The 25,268-nt window shown below is 68.7% G+C and carries 10 protein-coding genes, 1 tRNA gene and 2 pseudogenes; 1 reads left to right on the forward strand and 12 read right to left on the reverse strand.

What is annotated here, in order from left to right:
• Positions 1 to 97: 97 nt before the first annotated feature.
• The 3 genes from AC1AYX_RS07105 to AC1AYX_RS07115 form a co-directional block, all read right to left on the reverse strand.
• Positions 98 to 2,302 (reverse strand): DUF2207 domain-containing protein, encoded by a 2,205-nt coding sequence (locus tag AC1AYX_RS07105; protein WP_476502853.1) that lies wholly within the window; start codon positions 2,300 to 2,302, stop codon positions 98 to 100.
• Between the two features lie 116 nt (positions 2,303 to 2,418).
• Positions 2,419 to 4,689 carry a DUF2207 domain-containing protein gene (locus AC1AYX_RS07110; RefSeq protein ID WP_476502854.1) on the reverse strand — a complete coding sequence of 757 codons (2,271 nt, stop codon included), beginning with the start codon at positions 4,687 to 4,689 and terminating at the stop codon, positions 2,419 to 2,421.
• A 52-nt stretch (positions 4,690 to 4,741) separates the two neighbouring features.
• Positions 4,742 to 5,326: a LemA family protein gene (locus tag AC1AYX_RS07115; RefSeq protein ID WP_476502855.1), complete on the reverse strand. Its 585-nt coding sequence runs from the start codon at positions 5,324 to 5,326 to the stop codon at positions 4,742 to 4,744.
• A gap of 426 nt (positions 5,327 to 5,752) precedes the next feature.
• Between AC1AYX_RS07115 and AC1AYX_RS07120 the strand changes: the two genes are divergently transcribed.
• Positions 5,753 to 6,973 (forward strand): trans-sulfuration enzyme family protein, encoded by a 1,221-nt coding sequence (locus tag AC1AYX_RS07120; RefSeq protein WP_476502856.1) that lies wholly within the window; start codon positions 5,753 to 5,755, stop codon positions 6,971 to 6,973.
• Positions 6,974 to 7,147: 174 nt separating this feature from the next.
• On the opposite strand, the gene AC1AYX_RS07125 is transcribed toward AC1AYX_RS07120, so the two are convergent.
• The 9 genes and pseudogenes from AC1AYX_RS07125 to AC1AYX_RS07165 all read right to left on the reverse strand — a co-directional run.
• Complete coding sequence (locus AC1AYX_RS07125; RefSeq protein WP_476502857.1) at positions 7,148 to 9,886, reverse strand: polyribonucleotide nucleotidyltransferase; 2,739 nt, start codon at positions 9,884 to 9,886, stop codon at positions 7,148 to 7,150.
• A 313-nt stretch (positions 9,887 to 10,199) separates the two neighbouring features.
• Positions 10,200 to 10,469, reverse strand: coding sequence for a 30S ribosomal protein S15 (gene rpsO / locus AC1AYX_RS07130; RefSeq protein ID WP_034527929.1), 270 nt, complete (start codon positions 10,467 to 10,469; stop codon positions 10,200 to 10,202).
• Positions 10,470 to 10,625: 156 nt separating this feature from the next.
• Positions 10,626 to 11,309 (reverse strand): hypothetical protein, encoded by a 684-nt coding sequence (locus AC1AYX_RS07135; protein WP_476502858.1) that lies wholly within the window; start codon positions 11,307 to 11,309, stop codon positions 10,626 to 10,628.
• 294 nt (positions 11,310 to 11,603) lie between these two features.
• A tRNA-Gly gene (locus tag AC1AYX_RS07140) sits at positions 11,604 to 11,677 on the reverse strand.
• Positions 11,678 to 11,778: 101 nt separating this feature from the next.
• Positions 11,779 to 12,672: a biotin--[acetyl-CoA-carboxylase] ligase gene (locus AC1AYX_RS07145; RefSeq protein WP_476502859.1), complete on the reverse strand. Its 894-nt coding sequence runs from the start codon at positions 12,670 to 12,672 to the stop codon at positions 11,779 to 11,781.
• 274 nt (positions 12,673 to 12,946) lie between these two features.
• Positions 12,947 to 14,785, reverse strand: a complete 1,839-nt coding sequence (locus tag AC1AYX_RS07150) for an alpha-amylase family protein (protein ID WP_476502860.1) — start codon at positions 14,783 to 14,785, stop codon at positions 12,947 to 12,949.
• Positions 14,786 to 15,062: 277 nt separating this feature from the next.
• Entirely contained in the window at positions 15,063 to 15,491 is a 429-nt protein-coding gene (locus AC1AYX_RS07155; RefSeq protein ID WP_476502861.1) for a holo-ACP synthase, read from the reverse strand.
• Positions 15,492 to 15,755: 264 nt separating this feature from the next.
• Positions 15,756 to 17,825 (reverse strand): annotated as a pseudogene (locus AC1AYX_RS07160) (beta-ketoacyl synthase N-terminal-like domain-containing protein); the annotation flags it as partial.
• A gap of 2,051 nt (positions 17,826 to 19,876) precedes the next feature.
• Positions 19,877 to 25,247 (reverse strand): annotated as a pseudogene (locus AC1AYX_RS07165) (fatty acid synthase subunit beta domain-containing protein); the annotation flags it as partial.
• Between the last annotated feature and the right edge of the window lie 21 nt (positions 25,248 to 25,268).

The raw sequence follows: 25,268 nt of genomic DNA on the forward strand, positions 1-25,268 counted from the left end.
GCCCGTCACGCCTCACGTTCTCTCGTTGGCCGTGAGGCGGCGGACGCGCGTCATGCCGGTTCCAGCGTAGGCATCCGCGTGGATCTCACCGTGGATCTCACCGGCCTCCGAACGATCCGCCGCCGGAACCGCCGTCCGTCCCGTCGAACCCGCCGTCGAACCCGCCGTTCCCGGCATCGCCGACGTCGCTCCCGATGCCATCGGAACCACCGCCGGAACCACTGCCCGATGATGACGACGTCGACGACACTGCCGATGACGCCGCCCAAATCGCGACGGCGACCCTGGCGAGCTGATCGCGCAGCTGCGCGCCGATGCCGCCGATGGCGCCGGACGCCCCGGCGAACCCGTGCATCACCTTGCCGGAGACTCCCATGGCCGTCGCGTACACGAGCAGACGGTCCCGGAACGCCGCATCGGCGGCGTCACGATCGGTGGAGTCGCGATCGGCGGAGTCACGATCGGCGGAACCGCCGGAATCCTCCAGATAGCGGTAGAGCCCGTACACCCGGCGGGCGTACCGCCGCCCCTTGCGGGTGAGGGTCTCGTCGGGACAGATCGTCACCGCGGCGACGGCAATCGCGATCGACGGGACGACGAACATGGCCGCCGATGCGGGATCGCCGGTGACGTTCCAGGCGACGATCGCCGCGACCACGCCGTACAGTCCGGTGACGGCGGCGAGCGCGCCGACGATCCGCCCGGAGCGTTCCGAAGCGCCGAGACCCCGGCATTCGCGTCTGCAGGCCCGTTCGTAGTCGTCGAGCAGTTTGGCCCCGTCCTTCCATGTGTTGCAGACGGCGCGCATCTCGTCCAGGTCGAACGTGTCACGGTCCAGACGTCCGGCAACGCCTTCCAGCAGGAGCAGCGCCTTGTCTTCGTACGGGCGCAGGTGCGGTCCGTCGTGGTGCTCCCGGCGTGGCGACGGGATCGTGATGGTCACGGCCTGCGCCGGACCGGTGCGGAGTTCGATCGCTTCCCTGCGCGCGAGGTCGAGGATGGTGGCCGCCAGGCGACGCCCTTCGGGCATGCCCTTCCCCGGCAGCCCGAGGATCTCCGCGATGCGTGCGGCGCCGATCGGACTGATATCCGGCGGCTCATGCACATACGTGAGGTCCGGCGCGGTGGTGTCATCGGGGTCGCCGGATCCGCCGGGCATGGGATGAAGCGAACGGAGCAGCGCGCGCAGCGCGAACGCCGTCATGACGATGGCGAGCGCCGCGCCGATCGCCGCGACCACGCCCCATGTCGTCGCCTTACGCCGCTGACGGTCGTGCCATTGCCGTTCCCGCTCGCTCTCCTCCCGTTTGAGCGAGGGCAGCTGCGCCCAGTCATCGTGCCGTATCCAGGTGCCGACCGGCCTGTATTGGCTGCCGCGCGTGCCGTGGAAGGTGTCCCGGACCACGTCGGCGTCGTAGGCGACGACCATGTCGAGAGGCCGCCCGGCCTTCACGTTGCGCACGGCGAACCGCAGGGTTCCGTCCGTGTCGCGCGACATCTCCGAGACTCCCGCGGAGTGGAGCCACCCCCATGAATCCGACGCGCGGGCGCCTTCGGGGAAGCGTATGGTTCCGGTCACCGCGCCGATGGGGATTGTGTTGTCGATGGATATCGGCTCCCATTGGAAGGATGCGACGTCCTGGTAGAGGGTGGCGGCGCCCACGAGGGTCATCGTCACGTCGAAGCGCATGCTGCGCGCCTTCACGGTGGTGGGGATGTTCCATCCGATCTCCACGGTTTTGGTCGGCGAGTCGTCGAGTCCGTGCACCTTGGCGTAGTCCTGATACTCCGTGGGGTCGTCGTAGATGGGGAGCCCGTCGCGGCCGGGCGTGTACGCCTGCGGGCCCGTGTCCGTCCATGGGGCATCCGTGTCGGCGATGTACCAGTGCCCGGCGTGGTAGCGGTCCCATCGGGCGTCGGCGGAAACGTCGGTCGGCGAGATCGGATCCTCCTGCGTGTACGTCTGGCCGGTATCGGCGTCGCGCACGGAGATGTCGGTGATGTCCGTCAGATCGAAACTGTTGATCTCGTAGCGTTGGAAGAGCTGTCTCCACGGATCGTCGCCGTCGCGCTTGTCGAGCCTCACGTCGATGTGCTGCGTGACCTTGAGGTCGCCGTTGGGTTGCACCGCCATCTCGTAGTCGAGACTGCGGTAGCCGATCGGCGAGGTCCGGACGGCGAAGTGGACGGATGCGAACATCACGGCGAAGACCAAGGCCCCGACGATGAGGCCGCCGACCAGCGCGCCGCCGATCCGTCTTCCGACGGACCGCCGCATCGTCCTGCCATGTCGTGTCGCCATGTCCCGTCGCCCCCGATCTTCGAGATTCCATGCCCGTACGCCATCATCCCACCGGTACGGCGTGTCCCGTCGCATCCGTTCATATCCCGCGGCATCCCGTCGCGGCGTTCCGCGAATCAGCGACCACCGGCGGAGCCGCCGCCCGACCCGCCGCCGCCTCCGCCGAAACCGCTTCCACCGCCGCTCCCGCCGAAACCGCCGTCGGAGGACGGCGCCGCGGCCGAGATCGTGGAGGAGACGGACGCGAATCCGGAGCTCAGCTGCGAACCGATGTCGCCCAGACCGGCCGCGAACGAGTCGCCGCCGAACATGAAGCCGCCGGAGCCCGGCCCGCCGAATCCGTCCGCGCCGATGGGGGAACCGGACGTGCCGGACGTGTCCGCACCGTCATGGCGGCTCCGCCACCGGTACGGACGGTAGCTCCAATACCAGAGGGAGCCGGAACCGTTCGCGTCGAGCCAATCGGGGTCGGCAACCTCGGGGTATGCCTTGGCGAGTTCGGCCACCATGCGCCGGGAGATGCCGAACGCTGCCGCGTACACCATGTACCAGTCCCATAGGGCCAGGTCGGCCGCGCCGCGGTCGGTGAAGTCGGAGAAATCCTCCATATAGCGTTTGAGCCCCAGGCATCTGCCGCCGAGGTCCTGGCCGCGCGCGGTGAGCGTGAGGGGCGCGCTGGCCAGGAACGTGAACACGCCGGTGAAGAACGACGGGGCGCCCACGCACAGCTGCACGGCGATGTTCGAGGTGAGGACCGGGGTGACGAGCAGCGCGCAGCCGAGAAGCACGAGGAGGATGCCGGGCGTCGCGTAGCTGGGAACGGTCGACCGGGTGGCGTCGAGCAGGATGAACTCGCTTTCCGCGGCTGCGGCGAACCCGCCGAGCGGCTTGTAGCCGTCCTTCCATTTCCTGCAGGCGGCGCGCATCTGCATGAGATCGAACACCGGGCCTCCCACGCGGTAGGAGATGGCGATGAGCAGGTCCAAGCAGGCGGATTCGGAGCGGCACAGGCCGAGCCCCGGACGCCCCGCGCCGAGTGCGGCGGGCAGGATGACGATGGTGCTGGTGGAGCGCGCGGCGTTGATCCTGCCCAGGTCGGCGCCGATCATGCGGGAGATGCCGACCGCGTCCGCCCGGCTCAGATCGATGCCGCGGTACAGGTCGGCGGAACCGGGGTAGATGGCGATGGCCTTCTTCACGGCGAGCGCCATCACGGTCGCGGCGAGCGCACGGTCGTCGGTCTTCCCCGTCTTGCCGGACGGGAGCGTGTCGACCGCGTCGATGAGGCGGGCGGCGCAGGCGGGGCTGACGCCGGGAGGATCACGCCAGTATTCGATGGAGCCGTGGTAGCCGGCGAGACGGCGCGTGCGGAACACGGCGGCGAGCGCCCATGCGATGAGCGCGACGGCCGCGAGCGCGAGGCCCGCCCATGTGGCGAGGCGGAGTCGGGCGGTGCCGCGTTGCCGGTCCCGCCATGCCTGTTCCTTGGCTTTCTCATCCGCTTTGAGTCGGGCGAGCCCGATATGGGGATCGGAGCGTTTCACGGTGCCGGCGTGCTCGGAATCGTAGGCGGCGACGACGTTGATGTAGCCGCCGGCCTTGAGGTCGTGGACGGTGAAGCGGAGGGTGCCGTCGTCGGTGCGCCCTTCGGCGTCCGTATTGGTCCCGCTGACGCTTTCGGTGTGCAGCCAGCTCCATGCGTCGGCTTTCGTGACGCCTTCGGGGAACCGCACCACGCCGGTGACGACGCCGGCGGGCACCTGGTTGCTGGTTTCGATGGGCTCCCATTGGAAGGTGGTGACGTCCGGGTGTTTCGTGGCGACGTCGTGCATGGTGAACGAGACGTCGAATCTCAGACTGTCGGTCTCCTTGACGGCGGGGATGTTCCAGCCAATCTCGATGGTCTTGGGCGCGCCGTAGCCGGTGGCGAGCCCGTCCTCCCCGGGTTCGTAGGGCTGCGGGTCGTCGGCGCCGTCGGTCACGTCGGCGATGTACCAGTGGTTCGCGTATTCGATGTCCCACGTGCCGTCGCCGACAAGGTCGGGGTTCCGCGGTTCGATGCGCGTGTAGGTCTCGCCGGTAGTGGCGTTGCGCACGCTGATGTCCGTGATGTCGGTGAGCTTTTCCGGGTCGAGCGTGTACTGCCAGTAGAGCTGCTTCCAGCGTTTGGTGTGGCCGTCCTCGTCCTCGCGCGCCTTGAGCTTGTAGTCGAGGTGTTCGGTGACCTTGAGATCGCCGTCGGCGGTGGCGACGGCCGTGTAGTCGATGGTCCGGTAGCTCATCGTCGCACCGTCGACGCCGCCGACATGGCTGATGACGAGGATGCCCACGAGGACGGCCGTGGCGATCAGCGCGCCGAACACGGCGTTGATCAGTCGTCTGCGCATCGTCGTCCACCTCCTTTCACGAGCTTGTCGCCCCGTTCCGTACGGCCGCCGGTCAGAACCTCACCTGCGGCACGGCGCGGCTCGCCTCGTCGGCGGCGAAGTACTGCGCCTGCGTGAAGTGGAAGAGTCCCGCGATGATGTTGCTCGGCACGGTCTCGATGCGCGTGTTGTACTTCATCACCACGTCGTTGTAGAACTGGCGCGCGTACGCGATCTTCTGCTCGAGCGCCTGCAGCTGGTTCTGGAGGTTCACGAAGTTCTGGTTGGCTTGCAGCTGCGGATATGCCTCGGCCGTGGCCGTAAGGTTGAGCAACGCGCGCGACAGCTGGTTCTCGGCGGCGGCGCGTTGGGCGATCGTGGCGCCCGGGGCCGCGGCGGCCATCGCGCCGGCGCGTGCGGCCGTCACCTGCGTGAGCACGCCGGACTCGTGCGCCGCATACCCCTTCACCGTTTCGACGAGGTTCGGGATGAGGTCGGCGCGCTGCTTCAGCTGCACGTCGATCTGCGCCCAGCCGTTGCCGACCCGATTGCGCAACTGCACGAGGCCGTTATAGGCGGCGATCGTCCACGCGACCAGTCCGATGACGACCGCCAGAATCACCACCACAATCACTATCGCCACCGCTGCACCGCCCATGGCCCGCTCCTTCGCTCGGGGGACACGGCCGCACCCACGCGCCCATGTCCCGCAAATCGTCCGCGATCATCCGTAACCGCTTGCACCCATTCTTCCACGCCCCGCAACAAACCGGTAGATATCCACCGGTCATCGCCCCGCCCGGCGTGTCACCGCCGACCACACTCCCATGGTGCGGCAACACATAATCTCCATAACGGCGGAATACCAACGTTTCCCGCCACCGCACCATGAGCGGTTTTCCGCACCATGGGGTTTTCGCCGCACCATGGGCCCGGAGCGCGAGGGATTCCCCGCGTGGAGAAGCGCGAGCACCGCAATCGGGCACGGTTCTTCCTATGGGAGGCTATCAAACCTTGCGATTCCGCGGATTCCCGCCGACCACGCGCACTCGCGCGGGAGACGAGCGGCTGGTAAACCGAAACCATGACCTCAGATCTCGTACATCATGGCGAATCCTTCGACGGCACGCCCCTCGGGTTCGCGACCAAATCCATCCACCTCGGCAACGGGGTCGACGCCGAGACCGGCGCGATCCGCCGTCCGATCACGCTGGCGAACGCCTACGCCCTGCCCTACGACCCCTCCGACATCAACTGGTCCAGCTCCGACGTGAACCTGTACACGCGCAACGGCCACCCGAACCAGCGCTATCTGGAGGCGAAGCTCGCGAACCTGGAAGGCACGGAGGACGCGGTCGTGCTCGCTTCCGGCGTCGCCGCCCTCGCCGCCACGTTCACCACGCTGCTGAACCGCGGCGACCACGCGATCTTCTCCGACACGACGTACATCGCCGCCTACCGTCTGCTCAACCAGATCCTGCCGGAGAAGTACGGCATCGAGACGTCGATCGTCGACACGTCCGATCCGCGGAACATCGCGGACGCGATCCGCCCGAACACGAAGCTCGTGCACATCGAGACGCCCGCCAACCCGACCCTCAAGGTCACGGACATCGAGGCGGCGGCCAAGCTCGCGCACGACGCCGGCGCGCTGCTGTCCGTCGACAACACGTTCAACTCGCCGTTCAACGTGCGCCCCGCCGACCTCGGCGCGGACATCGTCATCGAAAGCCTCACCAAATACATCAACGGACACGGCGACGCGCTCGGCGGCGCCATCGCCACCTGCAAGGAGCTCACCGACCAGATCCGCTTCACCTACCAGGTGAACTACGGCGGCATCATCTCGCCGTTCAACGCGTGGCTCATCAACCGCGGATCCGTCACGCTGCCGTTGCGCATGCGCCAGCACAACGCCTCCGCCCTGGCCATCGCGAAACATCTGGAATCGTTGCCGCAAGTGCGGTTCGTCGCCTATCCGGGACTCGAATCGCATCCGCACCACGACGTGGCGGCGCGACAGCTCGCCCGCCCGGACGCGGGCTTCGGTGGCGTCCTCTCGTTCGGGCTCGACACCGACCATGACGGGCACAACCGGTTCGTCAGCAAGCTCAACGTAATCACGTCCGCCGTCTCGCTCGGCCATGACGAAAGCCTCATCGTGTTCCTCGGCGAGGACGACGAACGTCAGTACCTGTACCCGGAGGAGTTCCATCGCGGATTCTTCCGCCTCGCCGTCGGCCTGGAAGACACCGACGACCTCATCCGCGACATCGACCACGCCCTCGCCGAGGCCGGGCTGTAGCGCGGTCGACATACGCGGGAGAACAAACGAGGGGTGGATGCCGGTCCACATATGGGTCGGCATCCACCCCTCGTTTTGCGTTCAGGTCTCTCCCCCAGTCAGACTTCGTCTGACAGCCCCCTCGTCAGAGGGGGGCCGAGAGAGAACCAGCGACCACAGTCCGATCAGTCCGAATCAGTCCTCGAACGGATCGAAGTCGCGACGGACGCGGCGGCGCGGGCGCTCGGTGCGCTCGATGCGGTCCGCGTGGTACTCGTCATAGTTCTCGTCGGTCGCGTAGCGCGGATTGCGGTCGTAGCCGCCACGGCCACGGCCGCCGCGACGGTCGTCACGGTCGGAGCGACGGTCGTCATCACGATCGGAACGACGACGACGCGGACGATCGTCATCACGGTCGGCGCGGGAGACGCGACGGTCGTCGCGGTCATCGTAGTCACGGTCGGAACGGCGACGACGCGGACGATCATCGTAATCACGATCGCGATCGTCGTAGTCACGCTCGGCGCGACGGCGACGCGGACGATCATCGTAATCACGATCATCGCGACGGTCGTCACGGTCGTCGGAACGGCGACGACGCGGACGATCATCGAAATCGTCGTCGCGGTCGCGACGGTCGTCACGGTCACGACGCGGGCCGCGGGAGCCGCGACGGTCGTCGCGCTCGCCGCGGGCCGGACGGTCGCCGCCGCGACGCGCGTTGTTCTCCTGATCCTCGAAGCCGGGGATCGCGAGGGAGATCTTGCCGCGGTCGTCGACGCCCTGGACGACGACCTCGACGGTGTCGCCCTCCTTGAGCACGTCCTCAACCTGGTCGATGCGCTCGCCGTTGGTGAGGTTGCGGATCTGGGAGATGTGCAGCAGGCCGTCGGTGCCCGGCGTGAGGTTCACGAACGCGCCGAACGACGTGGTCTTGACGACCTTGCCGTTGTAGGTCTCGCCGGCTTCCGGCACATGCGGGTTGGCGATGGAGTCGATGATCTGCTTCGCCTTCTCGGCGGCCTCGCCGCCTTCGGAGGAGATGAAGACGGTGCCGTCGTCCTCGATCGCGATCTCGGCGCCGGTGTCCTCCTGAATCTGGTTGATCATCTTGCCCTTCGGGCCGATGACTTCGCCGATCTTCTCGACCGGGACGGAGGTGGTGATGATGCGCGGGGCGAACTCGCTCATCTCGGCCGGGCCGTCGATGCACTCGTTGATGACCTCGAGGATCGTGGTGCGGGCGTCCTTCGCCTGCTGCAGCGCGGCGGCGAGGATGTCGGCCGGGATGCCGTCCAGCTTGGTGTCGAGCTGCAGGGCGGTGATGAACTCGGAGGTGCCGGCCACCTTGAAGTCCATGTCGCCGAACGCGTCCTCGGCGCCCAGGATGTCGGTCAGGGTCTTGTAGATGTGCTGGCCGTCGACGTCGCCGGAGACCAGGCCCATCGCGATGCCCGCGACCGGGGCCTTCAACGGCACGCCCGCCGCCAGCAGCGACAGGGTGGAGGCGCACACGGAGCCCATGGAGGTGGAGCCGTTGGAGCCGATGGCCTCGGAGACCTGGCGGATCGCGTACGGGAACTCCTCGCGGCTCGGCAGCACCGGCACGAGGGCCTTCTCGGCGAGGGCGCCATGGCCGATCTCGCGGCGCTTCGGGGAGCCGACGCGGCCGGTCTCGCCGGTGGAGTACGGCGGCATCTCGTAGTTGTGCATGTAGCGCTTCGACTGCGGGCCGGACAGGGAGTCGAGCTGCTGCTCCATCTTGAGCATGTTCAGCGTGGTGACGCCCAGGATCTGGGTCTCGCCGCGCTGGAAGAGGGCGGAGCCGTGGACGCGCGGCACGATGTCCACCTCGGCGGACAGGGTGCGGATGTCCTTGAGGCCGCGGCCGTCGATGCGGTAGTCCTCGGTGAGGATGCGGCGGCGCACGATCTGGCGCTGCAGCTCCTTGAACGCGTTGCCGAGTTCCTTGTCCTTCTCGGCGTCGTCCATGTCGGTGAACTCGTTGGCGAGGATTTCGCGCACGTGCTCCTTGATCTCGTGGATGCGCTCCTGACGCGGCAGCTTCTCCGCGATGGTCAGCGCCTCGTCGAGGTCCTGGTGGGCGATCTCGTCGATGCGGTTGTAGAGGTCCTCGGTGTACTCCGGGAACAGCGGGAACTCGCGGGTCTCCTTCGCCGCGGCGGCCTTGAGCTCGTTCTGGGCCTCGCAGATGACCTTGATGAACGGCTTGGCGGCTTCGAGGCCTTCGGCCACGACGGTCTCATCCGGCTTGGTCTGGCCCTCGTCGTAGATGAGGTGCCAGGCGTTCTTGCCGGCGCCCGCCTCGATCATGGCGATCGCGACGTCGCCGTTGTCGATCACGCGGCCGGCGACCACGATCTCGAACACGGCGCGCTCACGCTCGGACCAGGTCGGGAAGGCGACCCACTGGCCGTCGATGAGGGCCAGGCGCACGCCGGAGACCGGGCCGGAGAACGGCAGGCCGGAGATCATGGTGGAGGCGGAGGCCGCGTTGAGGGCGACCACGTCGTACGCGTCGTCCGGGTTGACGGACAGGATCGTCTCGACGACCTGCACCTCGTTGCGCAGCGTGTGCGGGAACAGCGGGCGCAGCGGGCGGTCGATGATGCGGCAGGCCAGGATCGCGTCGTTGGACGGGCGGCCTTCGCGGCGGAAGAAGGAGCCGGGGATCTTGCCGGCGGCGTACATCTTCTCCTCGACGTCGACGGTCAGCGGGAAGAAGTCGTAGTTCTCCTTCGGGCTGTTGCCGGCGGTGGTGGTGCTCAGCACCATGGTGTCGTCGTCCAGGTAGGCGGCGACGGCGCCGTCAGCCTGCTGGGCGAGACGGCCGGTCTCGAAGCGCAGCGTGCGCTTACCGAACGACCCATTGTCGATGATGGCCTCTGCGGCCTTGATTTCGGGACCCTCCATCAGGGTTCCTCCTTTGTCTTGTCTTTTCCTACAACCATGCGGCCCATCTTCAGCCGGGCCAGGCTCTTACATTCGCTTTCGTTCCGGCGGCGCGGCCCCATCCGATCGGACCTCCGATCGAGCCTCCCGCCGTCGCCATGCGCGACCCCCGGCCGCGCCCTCGTGTCAACTCACGATTCGTAAACCGGATTCTCTCGTCGGCCGCACCTTGCGGCCCGTCCTCTCGAATCCGTCCCCTCTTCGGTTGTGTTGCCGTTTGGCAGGCGTATGTAAAACGCCCGAACGCCGTAAGGCGCCCGGGCGGAAGTCTGTACTATCGACGCAGACCAAGCTTCTCGATCAGCGCACGGTAACGGTTGATGTCGTTGCGCTTGAGGTAGTCGAGCAGGGAGCGACGGTCACCGATCATCATCTGCATGCCGCGACGGGAGTGGTGGTCGTGCTGGTGCTTCTTCAGGTGCTCGGTCAGGTCGGAGATGCGCTTGGAGAGCAGCGCGACCTGGACCTCCGGGGAGCCGGTGTCGCCCTCGTGCGTCGCGAACTCGTTGATGATCTGGGACTTCTCTTCAGCCGTAAGTGCCACGGCATCCTCCTTATGGTCGTTGCGCGGTGCCCCATGCTCGGTGCGTGGAGCGCTCTCTATCCGCGGGCGATTTACGCCAAATGGAAACTATAGGACACGGCGCGGACGTGCGTGTCACGCGCACGGCGAACACGCCTCGCCCGTCCGCGCCACGAATCACGCGGCGACGGTGGAGAGCAGCCCGCCGAACATGACGACGAGCAGCGCCGCCACCTCGATCACGAAGAACAGGATGAACGACGCCCAGCTGCGCGTGAGCACGTTGAGCGGCGACTCCTTCCTGATGACGACGAGCAGACCCACCCAGATCACGGCGAACACGGCCACGCCGAATCCGGCGGCGATGATGCCGAGGTTGGCCGCGTTCGCGACGGTCGCCGATTCGCCGTACACGACGTACGTCGAATACCAGAAGTCAAGTCTGAGCAGCGCCACGCCGGCGACGAACTGTTCGGCGGCGAGCCCGATCACGAACAGGATGCGCCAGATCCACCGCCCGGAGTCGACGATCGCGACGCCCAGCATGGCGATGGCCGTCAGGGTGACCGTCCACGAGAGGAACGTCATGCCCTGCGGCGTGAACTCGTCGAGGTGCGCGGTCAGCCACGCGGTGTCGTTGACGGCGAGCGCGCGCCCGTACCAGTACGGCGCGATGATCGCGACGAGCACGGCCACGGCGTACACGGCCCAGCGCACGGGGTGGGAGCGTCCGCGTTCGATGTCCGCGAGCGACAGGTCGGTCTCGGGAATCGTCGCCTCCGGATGCTTCGACACCTCGACCGTCTCGACCCTGCCGTCCACGATCTCGGTGGCCTCGTTGCGTTCGCTCTCGTCCGCCATATACCGCCTCGCTTGCCGTCGTTCCTTCACATCCGTCGCGCCCGACCACGGCGCGCGCCGTTTTTCTTCCGTCCACGATACTGCAAGCCGCCGGAGAAGAACGCGTCACGGACATCCATCTGGCTTACGAGGGGTGCCTCCAGACCAGTTTCCCGAGTATGAACCCCGATATAAAGCCACACGTACCCGGGATATCCGGAATCAGGTACCCCTCGCAACAAAGATACGCATTCGGAACAGTTCGAATGCACCCCTCACAACGCAGAAAGCCGGCGGAATCCCGTCGGCTCTTAGTGGAGCGGATGACGGGAATCGAACCCGCGTAATCAGTTTGGAAGACTGAGGCTCTACCATTGAGCTACATCCGCGCATCGTCTCATCGAATCACTCCGATAAAACAACTCGTGCCATTATACACAAGGCCGCGCGACGCACAACCCGCGCGGCACCGTCGTGTCGTCGTCACAGGTCACGCGGGCAGCACGCCGACGTCGGCGGTGCGCACGACGTGCGTCACGCCGGCGTCGTCGCGGATCGTGAGCGACGCGTCGTCGTTCAGCGCGACGGCCTCGCCTTCCAGCGAACTTCCGTCGGTGAAGTGCGCGACGGCGCGGCGTCCGAGCGTGACGCACACGCCGGCCGTCTCGCGCCGCAACGCCGCCGCCGCGTCGCGCGGCCCGGCGGCGAACGCGGCGAGACGGCGGCGCAGCGCGACGACGGTCCCGGCGGCGATCCGGTCGCGCATCTCCTCCCCCGACGGCAACGGCGCGTAGTGCAATTGCAACGACGTGGCCTGCGGCGTGGGCAGCCAGTCGGCGGGCACGGCGAGGTTCAGTCCGACGCCGAAGACGATGGCGACGTCGTCGGATTCCGGGATTCCGGGACGTTCCGGCAACGGCACGAGTTCGGCGAGGATGCCGCCGAGTTTCAGGCCGCCGACGAAGATGTCGTTCGGCCATTTGAGTCCGAGACGGCCGGCGGCCGCGACACCGCCGTCGTCACCGTCGTCGTCGCCGGATTCCGCATCGCGCAACGGCTTCGCGCCGACCTCCGCGAGCGCTGCCCGCAATCCGTCGAGCGTGGCGAGGCCGGCGGTCATCTGCAGCCAGCCGTTGACCGTCCCGTCGACGGCGAGCGCGCGTGGCACGGTCACGACGTACGATACGGTGGACGACTCTCCCGGCGCGCTTTCCCACGTGTGGTCGAGGCGGCCGCGTCCGGCGGTCTGCCGGTCGGCCGCGACGACGGTGACGGTCTTCCCGGCGAATTTCCCCGACGCGACCAGCTCGCGCGCGAGCGTGTTCGTCGATCCGGTCTCGTCGACGGCGACGACGCGGTCGGCGACCTGTTCCGTGCGCGGCATGCGCGCATCGTTCCCGATGATTCCCATGTACGCGACTGTAGCGCGCGGCGACGGGCGATGACCTGGTTCTTCCACCGTCGCGGGATCGCCGGACCCGCCGCCCGGATCGCCGCCGGAATATGGATGGCCCCGGCCGCGCGGGAAGGGGATCCGCGCGGCCGGGGCCACAGGTGGGACGGCATCGCGTCCGAGAGGAACAGGACACGATGCCGATGATGGTACGTCGTGGAGCGGCGCGTGCGGCGTCACCCCGCGACGACGATTCGGGGAGCGCTCACTCGTGGGCGACGATGATCTTCGCCTCGTAGGGCTTGAGGTCGACGCGCTCGGGGAGCGTGACGTCGGCGGTGCTGTCGAGCACGGCGTAGGTGTCGGCGTCGGTGAAGTTGAACAGGCCGACAATCGTGCGCTCGCCCTCCTTGCGCAGGACGGCGAGGATCGCGTCGTCGTGGGTGTCCCACGTGGTCACCCACGCGTCCGGGCCGAAGCACGGGTCGTCGCGCATCTCGCGCAGGGACTCCATGCCCTCCCACAGGCGGTTCTGGAGCGTGCCGGACGTGTGGCGTTCGGCGGCCTTCTTCCAGTCGAACTTGCTGCGGTGCAGGTTGCGGCTGTCGGCCACGCGGTCCGGGTCCTCCTTGTAGTCCCAACCGTTGAGCTGGCCGATCTCGTCGCCGCAGTTGAGCATCGGGAAGCCGCGCAGGAACGCCATCGCGCGGTGGAGCAGCAGGTCGCGGTCGATGGACTTCTCGTAGGCGGGCTTGTCGTGGGTGATGAGCGCCTTCTCGACGCCGCACAGGGAGGCGGCGGTGCCGCAGCTGCGGGCGTCCTTGGTGGCTTCGTCGTAGTTGTACAGCTCGCCCATGGCCCAGCTGCCGGGCACGGTGCCCTCGTAGAAGTGGTACAGGAACTCCTTGTGCTTGAGCGGGTCGATGGCGAGGCGCACCTCCTCGTCCTCGTCGAGGCCCCAGCCGATGTCGTCGTGGCAGCGCAGGTAGTTGACGAACCAGCAGTTGTCCGGCAGGGCGTTGAGCTTGTCGGCCTGGCGCTTGAGCAGACGCACGTCGCCGCTGGCGAGCGCGGCCCACAGGTTCACCATGATGGACACGTTGTACAGCATGTGGCATTCGGGGCGCTCGGGGGTGCCGAAGTAGGCGGCGAGCTCCTTGGGGGCCATGACGACCTCGCCCTTGAGGACGACGGCCGGGCAGACGATCTCGAGCATCATGCGCATCATGCGCACGATGGTGTGGACCTGCGGCAGGTTGCGGCAGTTGGTGCCGAACTGCTTCCAGATGTACGGCACCGCGTCGAGGCGGAACACCTCGACGCCGAGGTTGGCGAGGTGCATGACGGAGGTCATCATCGCGGTGAAGACCTTCGGGTTGCGGTAGTTGAGGTCCCACTGGAACGGGTAGAACTGGGTCATGACCCACTTGCCCATCTTCTCGTTCCAGGAGAAGTTGCCGGGCGCGGTGTTCGGGAAGACCTGCGGGACGACGGCGTCGTACTGGTCGGGGATGGTGCGGTCGTCGTAGCAGAAGTAGTAGTCCTGGTATTCGGGGTCGCCGGCCTCGGCGGCCTTCGCCCAGCGGTGGGAGGAGGCGGTGTGGTTCATCACGAAGTCGAGGCACAGGCTGATGCCGGCCTTGCGCAGCTTCTTGGTGAGGGCGGCGAGGTCCTCGTTGGAGCCGAGCAACGGGTCGACGGTGTCGAAGTCCTCGATGGCGTAGCCGCCGTCGTTGTCCGGGTGGGGCATCTTCAGCAGCGGCATGAGGTGCAGATAGGTGAGCTTCTGCTCCTTGAGGTAGTCGATCTTGCCGGCGAGCTTCTTCAGGTCACCCGCGAACAGGTCGGTGTACATGGTCATGCCGAACATGTCGCCGCGCTTGTACCACTCGGGGTCCTTCTCGCGCTCGATGTCGAGGGCCTTGAGGTCGGCGGGGCGCTCGGCGTAGGCCTCGGCCATGGCGCGCTCGAAGACGGCGAGCTCCGGCGAGTCGCCGTACAGCATGCGGAACAGGGATTCGAATTCGTCGTGATGGCGGGCGAGTCGCGCGGCGAACACGTCGTCGGTCGCGGGGGCGGACTTGGTTGCGGTGGTTTCGGCCATCTGTGACTCCTTTTAGCTGCGATGCCTAACTTCGTCGTTGGTTGTATGCGATGACGGTGTCCAGTGTATCGTCGCGCGCGCGTGTTATCAAACCGGTTCGATAACCGGCGTGTCAAACCGTTTCGAGACGCGTCGCCGCAACGGTAACAGCGTTTGCACCCCACGCCCGTCCGCCATCGCCCATCACTCCCATGGTGCGGCAACACACAATCTCCATATCGTTGGAAAATGGCCGTTTTGCAGCACCGCACCATGGGGATTTCACCGCACCATGGGGTTATGAGTCGAGGAGCGCGACGGCGGAGGCGACGCCGGCGTCGTGGGTGAGGGAGACATGCCAGCGGAAGGCGGAGGACTGGGGCACGGACTCGCGCAACGCGCGTGCGACGTCGGCGCGCAGCGCGACGTGCGGGCGGCCGTGCGCGTCGTCGAGAATCTCGACGCCGGACCAGGGGAAATCGTCGATCGTGTACGGCAACGGCCCCTCCCCCACGGCCTCGCACCACGTCTTGAGGACCGCCTCCTTGCCGGCCCATTTGGCGGCGAGATGCACGGCCTCGCCGTCGTGCTTCGCCGCCGCGCGGGCCGCGGCCTGGCGCGTCTCGCGCACCGAGAACAGCGCGCGCATGCGCGATCCGGGCAACGCGAGCTGCTCGGCGAACGCCGCCACGTCGACCACGTCATGGCCGAGTCCCAGCACCGGCATGATGACCTCCCATCGATGTGCATGCGAATCGATACGCATACGAATATGCATGAATATGTACGAATATGAAAAAGCCTCCCTCTGACGAAGGAGGCGATATCACGAAACGACAATCAGGAGAGACCGCGGGAACTCCGCTGTCTCTCCCCCAGTCGGCTTCGCCGACAGCCCCCTCGTCAGAGGGGGCCGATCACAACGGCTAGGCACGATGTCGACGCGACGCCGTCCGGCCCCTCAGCCAAGGGGCCGGACGGCGTCACCGGATCACGCCTCGAAGTAGCCGGAGGCGTTCAGGCGGGCGTCCGGGTCGAGCAGCATGGCCTTCTCGACCTCATGGGCGTCGTAGCGGCCGCCGCCCGCGAGCTTCACGCCGTCCTCGCGGAAGCGGCGGTTGTCGATCGGCTCGTAGAGCGCGGCGCGGCCCATCATGCCCTCCTCGAGTCGGCGCTGGCCGGCGGCGAGACGGGCGTTCGCGCGTTCGCGCCACGCCTCGAGCGCGGCCTCGCCGTCCACCTTCGCGACGGACGCCTCGAACGCGCCGGGGTGCACGAGCGCCACGAAGCCGGAGACGTGGCCGAAGCCGAGCGACGTGGCGAGTCCGGCCTTGACCGGCTGGCCGGCCGCGGAACGGCCGAACACGTCCTCGCCGCCGCCGATGCGCAGCGGCTTCCTCAGCCAGGTCATGTGGTCGTCCTTCGCGAGCTTCGGGTCGACGCAGTCGAGCGCCGCGTTCGCCGGGATGACGCCGGAGGCGAACAGCTGCGTCAGCCCGTTGACCTGGAAGATGCAGGCACCGCCCTTCGCGTGTCCGGTGACGGTCTTCTGCGAGATGACGAACAGCGGGTTGCCGTCGGTGCGGCCGATGGCGTGCGCCAGCGTGTTGTGCAGTTCGGACTCGTTCGGATCGTTCGCGTTGGTGGACGTGTCGTGCTTGGAGACCACGGCGATGTCGTCCGGCGTGACGCCGAGCTTGGCGAGGTCGTGGACCAGCTTCGAGTCGCGTCCGCCGAGGCCCGCCGCCAGGGCGCCGAGGCCCGGGGCCGGGATCGACGTATGGGCGCCGTCCGCGTAGGAGTGGATGAAGCCGATCACGCCGGCGACCGGCAGGCCCAGCTTCAACGCGATGTCGCCTCGCGTGAGCAGGATCGTGCCGCCGCCCTGGGACTCCAGGAAGCCGCCGCGGCGACGGTCGTTCGCGCGGCTGAAGAAGCGCGCGTCGATGCCCTTGCCGTACATCTCGGCGGAGTTGGCGGTCGCGTTCATGTTGCCGAAGCCGATCACCGATTCCACGCCGATGTCGTCGATCGCGCCGGTGACGACGAAGTCGGCCTTGCCGAGCGCGATCTTGTCGGCGCCCTCCTCCAGCGACACCGCGGCGGTGGCGCAGGCGGAGACCGGCTGGATCATGTTGCCGTAGCCGCCGATGTAGCTCTGCATGACGTGCGCGGCGACGACGTTCGGCAGCGCCTCCTGCAGGATGTCCGTCGGAATCTCGTGGTTGAGGAAGCGGTCGAGGTAGAGCTTGCGCATCGAGGCCATGCCGCCGAAGCCGGTGCCCTGCGTGGAGGCGACAAGCGACGGGTGGATCGCCTGGAGGATCTCCGCCGGGTTGAATCCGGCCGACAGGTACGCGTCCACGGTGGTGACGATGTTCCACAGCGCGATGCGGTCCACGTCGCCGACCATCGAGGCGGGGATGCCCCACTTGACCGGGTCGAAGCCCTTCGGGAACTGGCCGCCGACCGTGCGGGTCATGGCGGCGCGGCGCGGCACGCGAATCATCGAGCCGGCGTGGCGGGTCACGTTCCATTCGCCGGACTCGTCGTCGCGGGCGATGGACGTGTGGGCCTCGTCGAGCTTGACGTACTCGCGGGCGACCTGCTCGGTGGGCACGGAGAAGGTGACGTCGTGGTCGAGGTAGACCTCGGCCTCCTCCTCGTCGGCGCCGTCCTTGTAGTCGTCGCCCATGCCCTCCTCGAACGGGCGGATGCCGGAGCGGGCCACGACCTCGTCGTGGTAGCGGTCGGCGATGTCCTCCTCGGGCACGAGGTTGCCGTCGGTGTCGTACCAGCCGGGCTTCGGGCTGTCGGCCCACGTGAGCAGGCCCATGTTCCACGCGAGCTCGAGCACGGCGCCGGCGTTGAGGTCGACGGTGCCGTCCGGGTGGATGCCGAGTTCGGCCTGGGCGCGCGTGCGGCCGGAGCCCCACGGGCCCAGTTCGCCGACGGACACGATGACGATCTCGTCCTCCGGACGGGCGGTCACGCCCTCCCAGTCGGCGAGGTCCACGTGCGGCTGGTGCGGGACGTGCGGCGTGGGGAGGGCCTTGATCCGCTGCCCACGGGGCGCGGTCTCTCCCTCAGTCGCGCTGCGCGCGCCAGCTCCCTCATCAGAGGGAGCCGAACCGGCGGCCGCGGCGTCGGCCTCCGCCTCCGCCCTCAGCGCCTTGATGTCGATCGGCTCGCTGCCGAGACCGCCGGTCAGGTCCACGTCGAGCGGCGCCTCGGCGGCCGCCTTGCGCGAGTCGGCGGTGCACAGGTCGAGCAGCTTGACCGCGATCTGCGCGGTGGAGTACGTGTGGATGCCGTGGCGTTCGACGACGGCGACGAGCGGGTCGTTGCCGCCCATCAGACCGGTGCCGCGCACCCAGCCGATCTTCGGGTGGGCGAAGGTGACACGGTCCGACCAGGCGTCGCGTTCGGCGCGGGCGCGGTTGACGATCGCGTCGAACGCGGACTTGACCTCGCCGTACGCGCCGTCGCCGCCGAACACGCCGCGGTTCGGAGAGCCGGGCAGCACCACGTGCAGCTTGTGCTGCACGTCGGTGTCGGCGCCGATCTTCGCCAGTCCGGCGATCGCGCGCTCGACGCCCCACAGCATGAGGCGGGCCTGCGATTCGAACAGTTCGCCGGAGTCGGCGAGCGTGCCGTGCACCGGCGGGGCGGCGAACGGGAAGAACAGGGTCGGCTCGTAGGCGGGCTTGAGGATCGTGGTGGTCGCACCGGTCGTCTTCTTCTGGACGTTGCCCACCCAGTCCACGAGCGCGTCCACGTCACGGAAGCTGGACAGGTTCGCGGGCACGAGCCACAGCTTGGCGTCGCCGGTGGCGTGCTCGCGGTACGCCTGGCGGCCCCACGCCTTGATGGACGGCCTGAAGCTGTGCGAGGTGGCGATCACGGTGGCGCCGCCGGCGAGCAGGCCCTCGACCACTTGGGCGGCGATCGAGTTCGGGCTCACGCCGGTGACCACGGCCACGTCGCCCGCGAAGCGGGAGGCCTGCGCGTCGGACGAGGCCGGCTCGAGCGCCTCGGAGGCGATGCGGTCGAACGCGGACTTGAGCGTCTCGTCATCGGCCTTCGCCGCGAACCACCGGGCTTCGGCGGCGACGGCCTTACCGAGGCCGATGAAGCTGCCGGCGAGCGCGTCCACGTCGCCTTCGTAGTAGGCGCGGGCGAGGTCCTCGCGGGCGGAGGCCCAACGGTCGTCGAAGAGGATGGCCTTGTTCGCGTCGAAGCGCGGCTCGACCTGCTTGGGCCAGTCGGAGCCGAGTTCGGCGCTGACGGCCGCGACCACGGCCGCGTTCTCGTCCTCGCCGGTCTCGGGCGCCGGGGCGGCCACGCCGAGCTCGTTCAGCACGAACCGTGCGGTGGCGGCGAGCACGCCGTTGGCGCCGGTGACCTTCTCGGCGAACGCGTCGAGCGCGGCGGAGTCGACCACGGCACCGCCCGCGGCACCGCCGGCGGACGGCTTGGAGACGGCCACGCCCTTGGTCTGTCCGACGAGGGCGACCGCGTCGTCGATGAGCTTGTCGGCGGCGGCCGCGTTGGCGGCGGCGCCGGTCGGCAGCTTGGCGAGGTCACCGCCGCGCGAGCTGGAGCCCTCGCGGGTGTCGAGCAGGAGCGCGGCGGTCGTGGCGGCCACCCAGCCTTCGCCGAGCTGCCACACGCCGGTCACGCGTTCGCGGATGTGCGCCGGCTTGACGCCGGCCGCGCCGAACAGGGCACGCAGACGGTCGCGGATCGCGTCGGAGAGGACCGGACCGAACGGCTTGTAGTTCGGGGCGGCCTTGTTCACGATCTGGGCGAGCTGGGTGAGCGTCGCCTCGGCGGCGCCGTCCACGCTGGCCACGCCCAGCTCGGAGCTGATGTCCATGAGCAGCTGGTTGCGGCGGGAGGACACGCCGTTGGTGAGCGTGTCGGTGGTGTCGGAGGCGCCGATCTGGTCGAGGCGCACCTTGGCCGAGTAGGCCATGAGCACGCCGATCGCGTCGGCGGCCTTGAACGGCAGGTCGGGCACGTCCGCACCGGATGCCCCCTCAGCCGGCTGCGCCGGCAGCTCCCCCGATGACGGGGGCGCAGGGACGGCGGGAACCGAAGTCGGGGCCGGAGCGGCGGCACCCGCGGCAGGAGCCGGAGCCGCGCCGGAGCCGAGCTTGGCGACGGCGGAGCCGCCGGCCGGGGCCGCCTCGACGGCGGCCGAAGCGGCCGGAGCGCTCTCCGGCTCCGCCTCGGGCACGAGGCTGTCCGAATCGGTCATGTACACACGGCCTTCGTCGCGGCCCACGTTGTAGACGGTGACGTCGGTGCCGGCGAACTCGGGCAGACGCAGGGTCTTGGCACCGAGGTTGGCGAGGGTCGGCGCGTTGCCGAGGCCGACCTCCACGTACTCCTCCACACCGAGACCGCCCTGCGCGGCCTTGTGGAAGAGCAGCGACTGGGTCTCGATCCAGCGCACCGGGGAGGCGAACTGCCAGGAGAGCAGTTCGGTGAGCAGCAGGCGGCCGAGCTTCTGGTCGTCGGCGGCGTAGGAGTCCCACACGGCCGGGTCCTCCAGTGCCTCGCGGATGCGCTCGGAGGGCACGACCTCGAGGATCTTCGCCGCGAACTCCTTGGTCATTTCGAACGGCGTGGCCACGAGGTTCGGGATGTAGCGGCCGACGAGACGGCCACGGTAGTCGATGTGCGCGGGAAGCAGCGCGTCGAGCTTGTCACGGAACTCGGGCACGCCCTTGCGCAGCAGCGTGGAGTGGAACGGCACGTCGATGCCGGGCACGAGCATGAACGCCGGCTTGCCGCCCGCCTCCTTGGCGCGGCGGTTCGCGTCGGCCTGCAACGCCTTGAGGCCCGCGATCGTGCCGGCGACCGCGTACTGCGCGCCGGCCAGGTTGTAGTTGACGATCTGCAGGAACTCACCGGTCTTCTCGGACACGGATTCGACGTACGCCTTCACTTGCGAGTCGCCCACGCCGAACTGGTTCGGGCGCAGCGCGCCCATGCGGTAGTTGGAGCGGCCCTGCGCGTCGCGCGGGATGAGGTGGTGCATCGTGGAGCCGCGGTGGAACACGAGTTCGAGCACGGTCTCCAGCGGGATCACGCCGGCGAACGCGGACAGCGCGTTGTATTCGCCGAGCGAGTGGCCGGCGAAGTAGGCGGGCCAGATGTCGCTGCCGGATTCGCGCAGGCGCGCGGTCTGCGCGAACGCGACGGTGGCGAGCGCGACCTGCGTGAACTGCGTGAGGTTGAGCAGGCCTTCCGGGTGGCGGTAGGTGACGCCGTTGGCGGTGAGCTCCTTGGGGTTGTCGCGCACGAGGGCGAGGATCGAGAATCCGAGCTTGGAGCGGGTGAGCCTGTCGGCGCGCTCCCACACATCGCGGGCGGCGGGCGACTTGGCGCGCTCGTCCAACACCATGCCCTGCTTCTGGATGCCCTGGCCGGGGTAGACGAACGCGGCCTCGGGCGCGCGCACCAGGGCGGTGCCGCGGGAGACGAGCTGGCCGTCGATGCGGCAGGTGACCTCGAGGGCCATGCCGCCGTGGCGCACCTTGCCGACGCGTTCGACGGAGATCTCGACCTCGTCGTTCAGCTGGACCATGCCGTACATGTTGTAGGTCCAGCCGGCGATCTCGTAGTGGGCGCCCTTCTCGTCGGCCGCCTGCACCGCGTGCTGGGCGGTGGCGGACAGCCACATGCCGTGCACGAGCGGCGCGGCGAGGCCGGAGATCGCGGCGCCGCGCTTGGAGGTGTGGATCGGGTTGAAGTCGCCGGAGGTGCGGGCGAACGCGGTCATGTCGTTCGGCGCGGTCACCTTGACGCGGCGCAGCAGACGCCTCGGCGTGGATTCGATCTCGTCGTGCTTCGCGTCGCCGAACTCCGGGGAGTCGACGGGCAGCGCGTCGGAGTAGACGCGGCCGCGGATCGCGAAACGTTCGGTCTCGCGGGCGAGCAGCGTGCCGTCGGCGGCGGTGTGAGTCACGTGGATGGTGACGACGCGGCCGGACGCGGACTCGAAGTAGTCCTCGGCCCAGGAGGTCAGCGTGACGGTCTCGCCGACGTGCTTGAGCAGTTCGTCCTCGGTCTCCTCGAGTTCGATGAGATGGTCGAGGTGGACGGCGTTGAGCAGGCCCTCGATGACCGGGTATCCGTTCACGGACACGGAGCCGAGCGCCGCGTAGATCGCCGGCCAGGCGGGGCCGACGAGCGCGTCCGGCGCGATGCGGGAGGCGCGCAGCGTACCCGGCAGGGCGCCGCCGGTAGCCGCCTCATGGTCGTAGCCGAGGTTCGCGGAGAACGTGTAGGTGGCGTGCGCCTCGCCGAACGGACGGTCGGCGTCGCGCGTGCCGTCGATCTCCGGCATCGCGGTCAGCTTGTCGCCGGTGATGGCGGTGTTGCCGATGCCGGCGGTGGCGGCGAGCATCGCGTACACGTCCGGAATCAGCCGTTCGCGGTTGACGATCGGCATGCCGCCGGTCGCGTCGGTCGGCACGGTGAGCGGGATGACGATGTCGCGCACGGCGTGCTTCGACTTGCCGCCGTCCGGATCGTCGTCCCAATACGTGTCGAGATGGATGTCGAGGTCGTATTCGCCGTTCGCGGCGTCCACGGCGCGGATTTCGTAGTCCTTGTCGCCGAGCTTGGTGCCGTAGGCCGGGTTGTCGGTCACGTGGCCCACCCAGGAGATGTTCGGCGACTTGCGGATGAAGTCCTCGGCGTTTTCGGCCTCGCCGAGCGTCGCGTACTCGTCCTCGGCTTCAGCGCCGGACTCCTTCGCGCGTTCCAGCGCGGCGGCCTCGAAGCGGCCGAGGATGTCGGCCACCGGCTCGTCGACGGTGGTGATGCCGGCCACGGAGATCGGGCCGGGGATGACTCGCACGGAATCCGCGGAATAGCGCGGGTCCTCGGACTGCCAGAGCTGATCCTGACCCCACCAGCGCAGCAGGTCGTTGTCGATGACCGGCACGAACGGCATCGGCTTCGGGTATTCGCGCACGAGCACCGGGAACCACGCCTCGTCGGCCGGGGTGACCTTGAGTTCGGCGGCCTGCGGGTAGGCGGCGGCCAGCGCCTTGAGCGCGGGCGCCGGATCGGCGATCACGTCGTCGCGGGTCACGTCGAGCTTCGAATCGAACTCGCCGGAGTCCACGTCGGCCACACGGGCCTCGATGCGGTGCAGCAGGTGCAGGAAACGGTCGGCGTACGTGTCGTCCACCCACGGGTAGGCGAGATCGGCGAAACGCTGCGCCCACTGGAGGTAGGTCATCGAGGCCAGGTCGCCGAAGTACGGCTTGGCGGTGCGGTCCAGCGCGGCGATGATCTCGTCGCGGCGGGACTCGAGCTCCTCGGGGTGCTTCATGACGCGCACGAGCAGACGGCCGCACACGGCGGAGGCGTTCTCCACCTCGTAGATGTCGGCGTGCAGGTGGCTCAGACCGGACGCGACACCGCCCACGGACTTGCCGGACGGCACCCAGCGCTCGCCGGCGGGGGCGAACGGGTCGTCGGCCGCGCCGGACGCGGCGACGGTCTCGGCGGTGATGCCGGGGGTCTTGACGAGCAGCTGCTTGACCTCGGGGCTGGTGTGCGCCTCCTTGGCGGTCATGACGGCGGTGCCGACGAGCACGCCATCGACCGGCATGTCGGGCAGGCCGTAGGCGCGCGACCACTGGCCAGACAGGTAGTCGGCGGCGCGTTCCGGCGTGCCGATGCCGCCGCCGGCGACGAGCACGAGGTTGTCGCAGGCGCGCACTTCGGCGTAGGTGGAGGTGAGCAGGTCGTCGAGCGACTCCCAGCTGTGGTGGCCGCCGGCGGCGCCGCCTTCGACCTGCATGAGGATGACGGTCGGGGCGACGGCCTTGGCGATGCGGATCACCTGACGGATCTGGTCGACGGTGCCGGGCTTGAAGCTCACGTACGGCAGGCCGTCCTTCTTGAGCTGCGCGACCAACGCCACGGCCTCGTCGAGCTCGGGCACGCCGGCGGAGACGACGACGCCGTCGATCGGCGCGCCGGACGCGCGCTTCTTCGGCACGATGCGGGAGGAGCCGAACTGGAGGTTCCACAGGTAACGGTCCATGAACATGGCGTTGAACTCGACGGTGCGGCCTTCGTCGAGCAGCTCCTCGAGCTTGGCGACGTGACGGTCGAACACCTCGGCGGTGACCTGGCCGCCGCCGGCGAGCTCCGCCCAGTAGCCTGCGTTCGCCGCCGCGGCGACGATCTCCGGGTCGACGGTGGTGGGGGTCATGCCGGGCAGCAGCACCGGCGGCTTGCCGGTGAGCTCGGAGAACTTGGTGACGAGGCGGTCGCCGGCGGGCGTGTGCGCCACGCGCGGGGCGAACGCCTTCCAGTTCTGGGTGCGCAGCGTCTCGGCCTCGGCCGGGTCGAGCGTGGAGAGGGCGGCGCGCTCGGCGAGCGTGGTCGCTTCGACGACGCCCACGCCGGTGCCTTCGACCACGTTGCCGATGAGCTTGCCGAGCGTGGAGCCCGGGCCCATGTCCACGATCCACAGTTTGGCCGGGTCGGTGTCGGTCAGGGCCTCGCGCACGCGGGCGGCCCAATCCACATGGTTGAGCAGCACCTCCTCGGCGAGCGCGCGGGCGCGGTCGGTGTCGAAGCCGCAGGCCTCGGCCCAGGCGATCGTCTGGTCGACGGCGGGCTTCATGAGCGGGGAGTGGAACGGCAGGGTCACGTCGAGGTACTCGAGCACGGGCGCGAACACGGCGCCGCCGCGCACCTTCTCCTCGCGCAGGGCGGCCTGCTTCTTGTGCTCCTTGGCGACTTCAACGGCGAAGGCGGCGAGGTCGTCCGGGAAGCCGGAGATCACGTGGTGGTCGTCCGAGTTGGTCACGGCGATGGCGATCGGTCCGCGCGGGTTGTTGACGCGGGCGGCGAGCGTCTCGACCTGGGCGCGGGTGGCGCCGCGCACCGACAGCATCGGCGTGGCCTCGCCGTGCAGCGGGTTCAGGGCGAGTTCGCGGGCGGCGCGCGTGCCGGCGGCGCCGATCAGGGCGGCGGTGGCGAGGATCTCGTCGATCTGGTCGCGGGCGGCTTCGATGGAGCCGGTCCGTTCGATGGCCTTGGCCATGTGGACGGCGAGCACGCCCTGCGAGTGGCCGAGCACGGCGGCCGGCTTGGCGGAGGGCAGCGTGTAGCCGAGGTGTTCGAGGTCGATGAGCGCGCCAAGCTGGGTGAGGGCGATGCCTTCGACGGAGGCGGTGGCGTCGGCGGCCGCGCCGAGGCGGGCCGGGTTCGGCGTGAAGCCGAACAGGTCGACCGGGCGGCCGGTGGTGGCGAGCAGGTCGGCGTTCACCGGCGTGAGCTTTGTGTAGGCGGCGTCGACGTGCGCGTGCAGCGCCTCGGCGAGCGTCGGATCGGTGGTCTGGTCGGCGAGCGCGACCGGCCACGGCGTGGACTGGCCCGCGAAGGCGAGCGCGTGCGGCGTCTCGCCTGCGGCGAGCTGGTCGAGGAAGAATGTGCTCATTGCTTGTTCCTTGTCTGTTGT

The sequence above is a fragment of the Bifidobacterium sp. LH_419 genome (assembly GCF_056356955.1).

Coding starts and splice junctions, on each gene's coding strand:
- AC1AYX_RS07105 (WP_476502853.1), bottom strand. CDS start 2,302: ATGGCGACACGACATGGCAGGACGATGCGGCGGTCCGTCGGAAGACGG.
- AC1AYX_RS07110 (WP_476502854.1), bottom strand. CDS start 4,689: ATGCGCAGACGACTGATCAACGCCGTGTTCGGCGCGCTGATCGCCACG.
- AC1AYX_RS07115 (WP_476502855.1), bottom strand. CDS start 5,326: ATGGGCGGTGCAGCGGTGGCGATAGTGATTGTGGTGGTGATTCTGGCG.
- AC1AYX_RS07120 (WP_476502856.1), top strand. CDS start 5,753: ATGACCTCAGATCTCGTACATCATGGCGAATCCTTCGACGGCACGCCC.
- AC1AYX_RS07125 (WP_476502857.1), bottom strand. CDS start 9,886: ATGGAGGGTCCCGAAATCAAGGCCGCAGAGGCCATCATCGACAATGGG.
- AC1AYX_RS07135 (WP_476502858.1), bottom strand. CDS start 11,309: ATGGCGGACGAGAGCGAACGCAACGAGGCCACCGAGATCGTGGACGGC.
- AC1AYX_RS07145 (WP_476502859.1), bottom strand. CDS start 12,672: ATGCCGCGCACGGAACAGGTCGCCGACCGCGTCGTCGCCGTCGACGAG.
- AC1AYX_RS07150 (WP_476502860.1), bottom strand. CDS start 14,785: ATGGCCGAAACCACCGCAACCAAGTCCGCCCCCGCGACCGACGACGTG.
- AC1AYX_RS07155 (WP_476502861.1), bottom strand. CDS start 15,491: ATGCCGGTGCTGGGACTCGGCCATGACGTGGTCGACGTGGCGGCGTTC.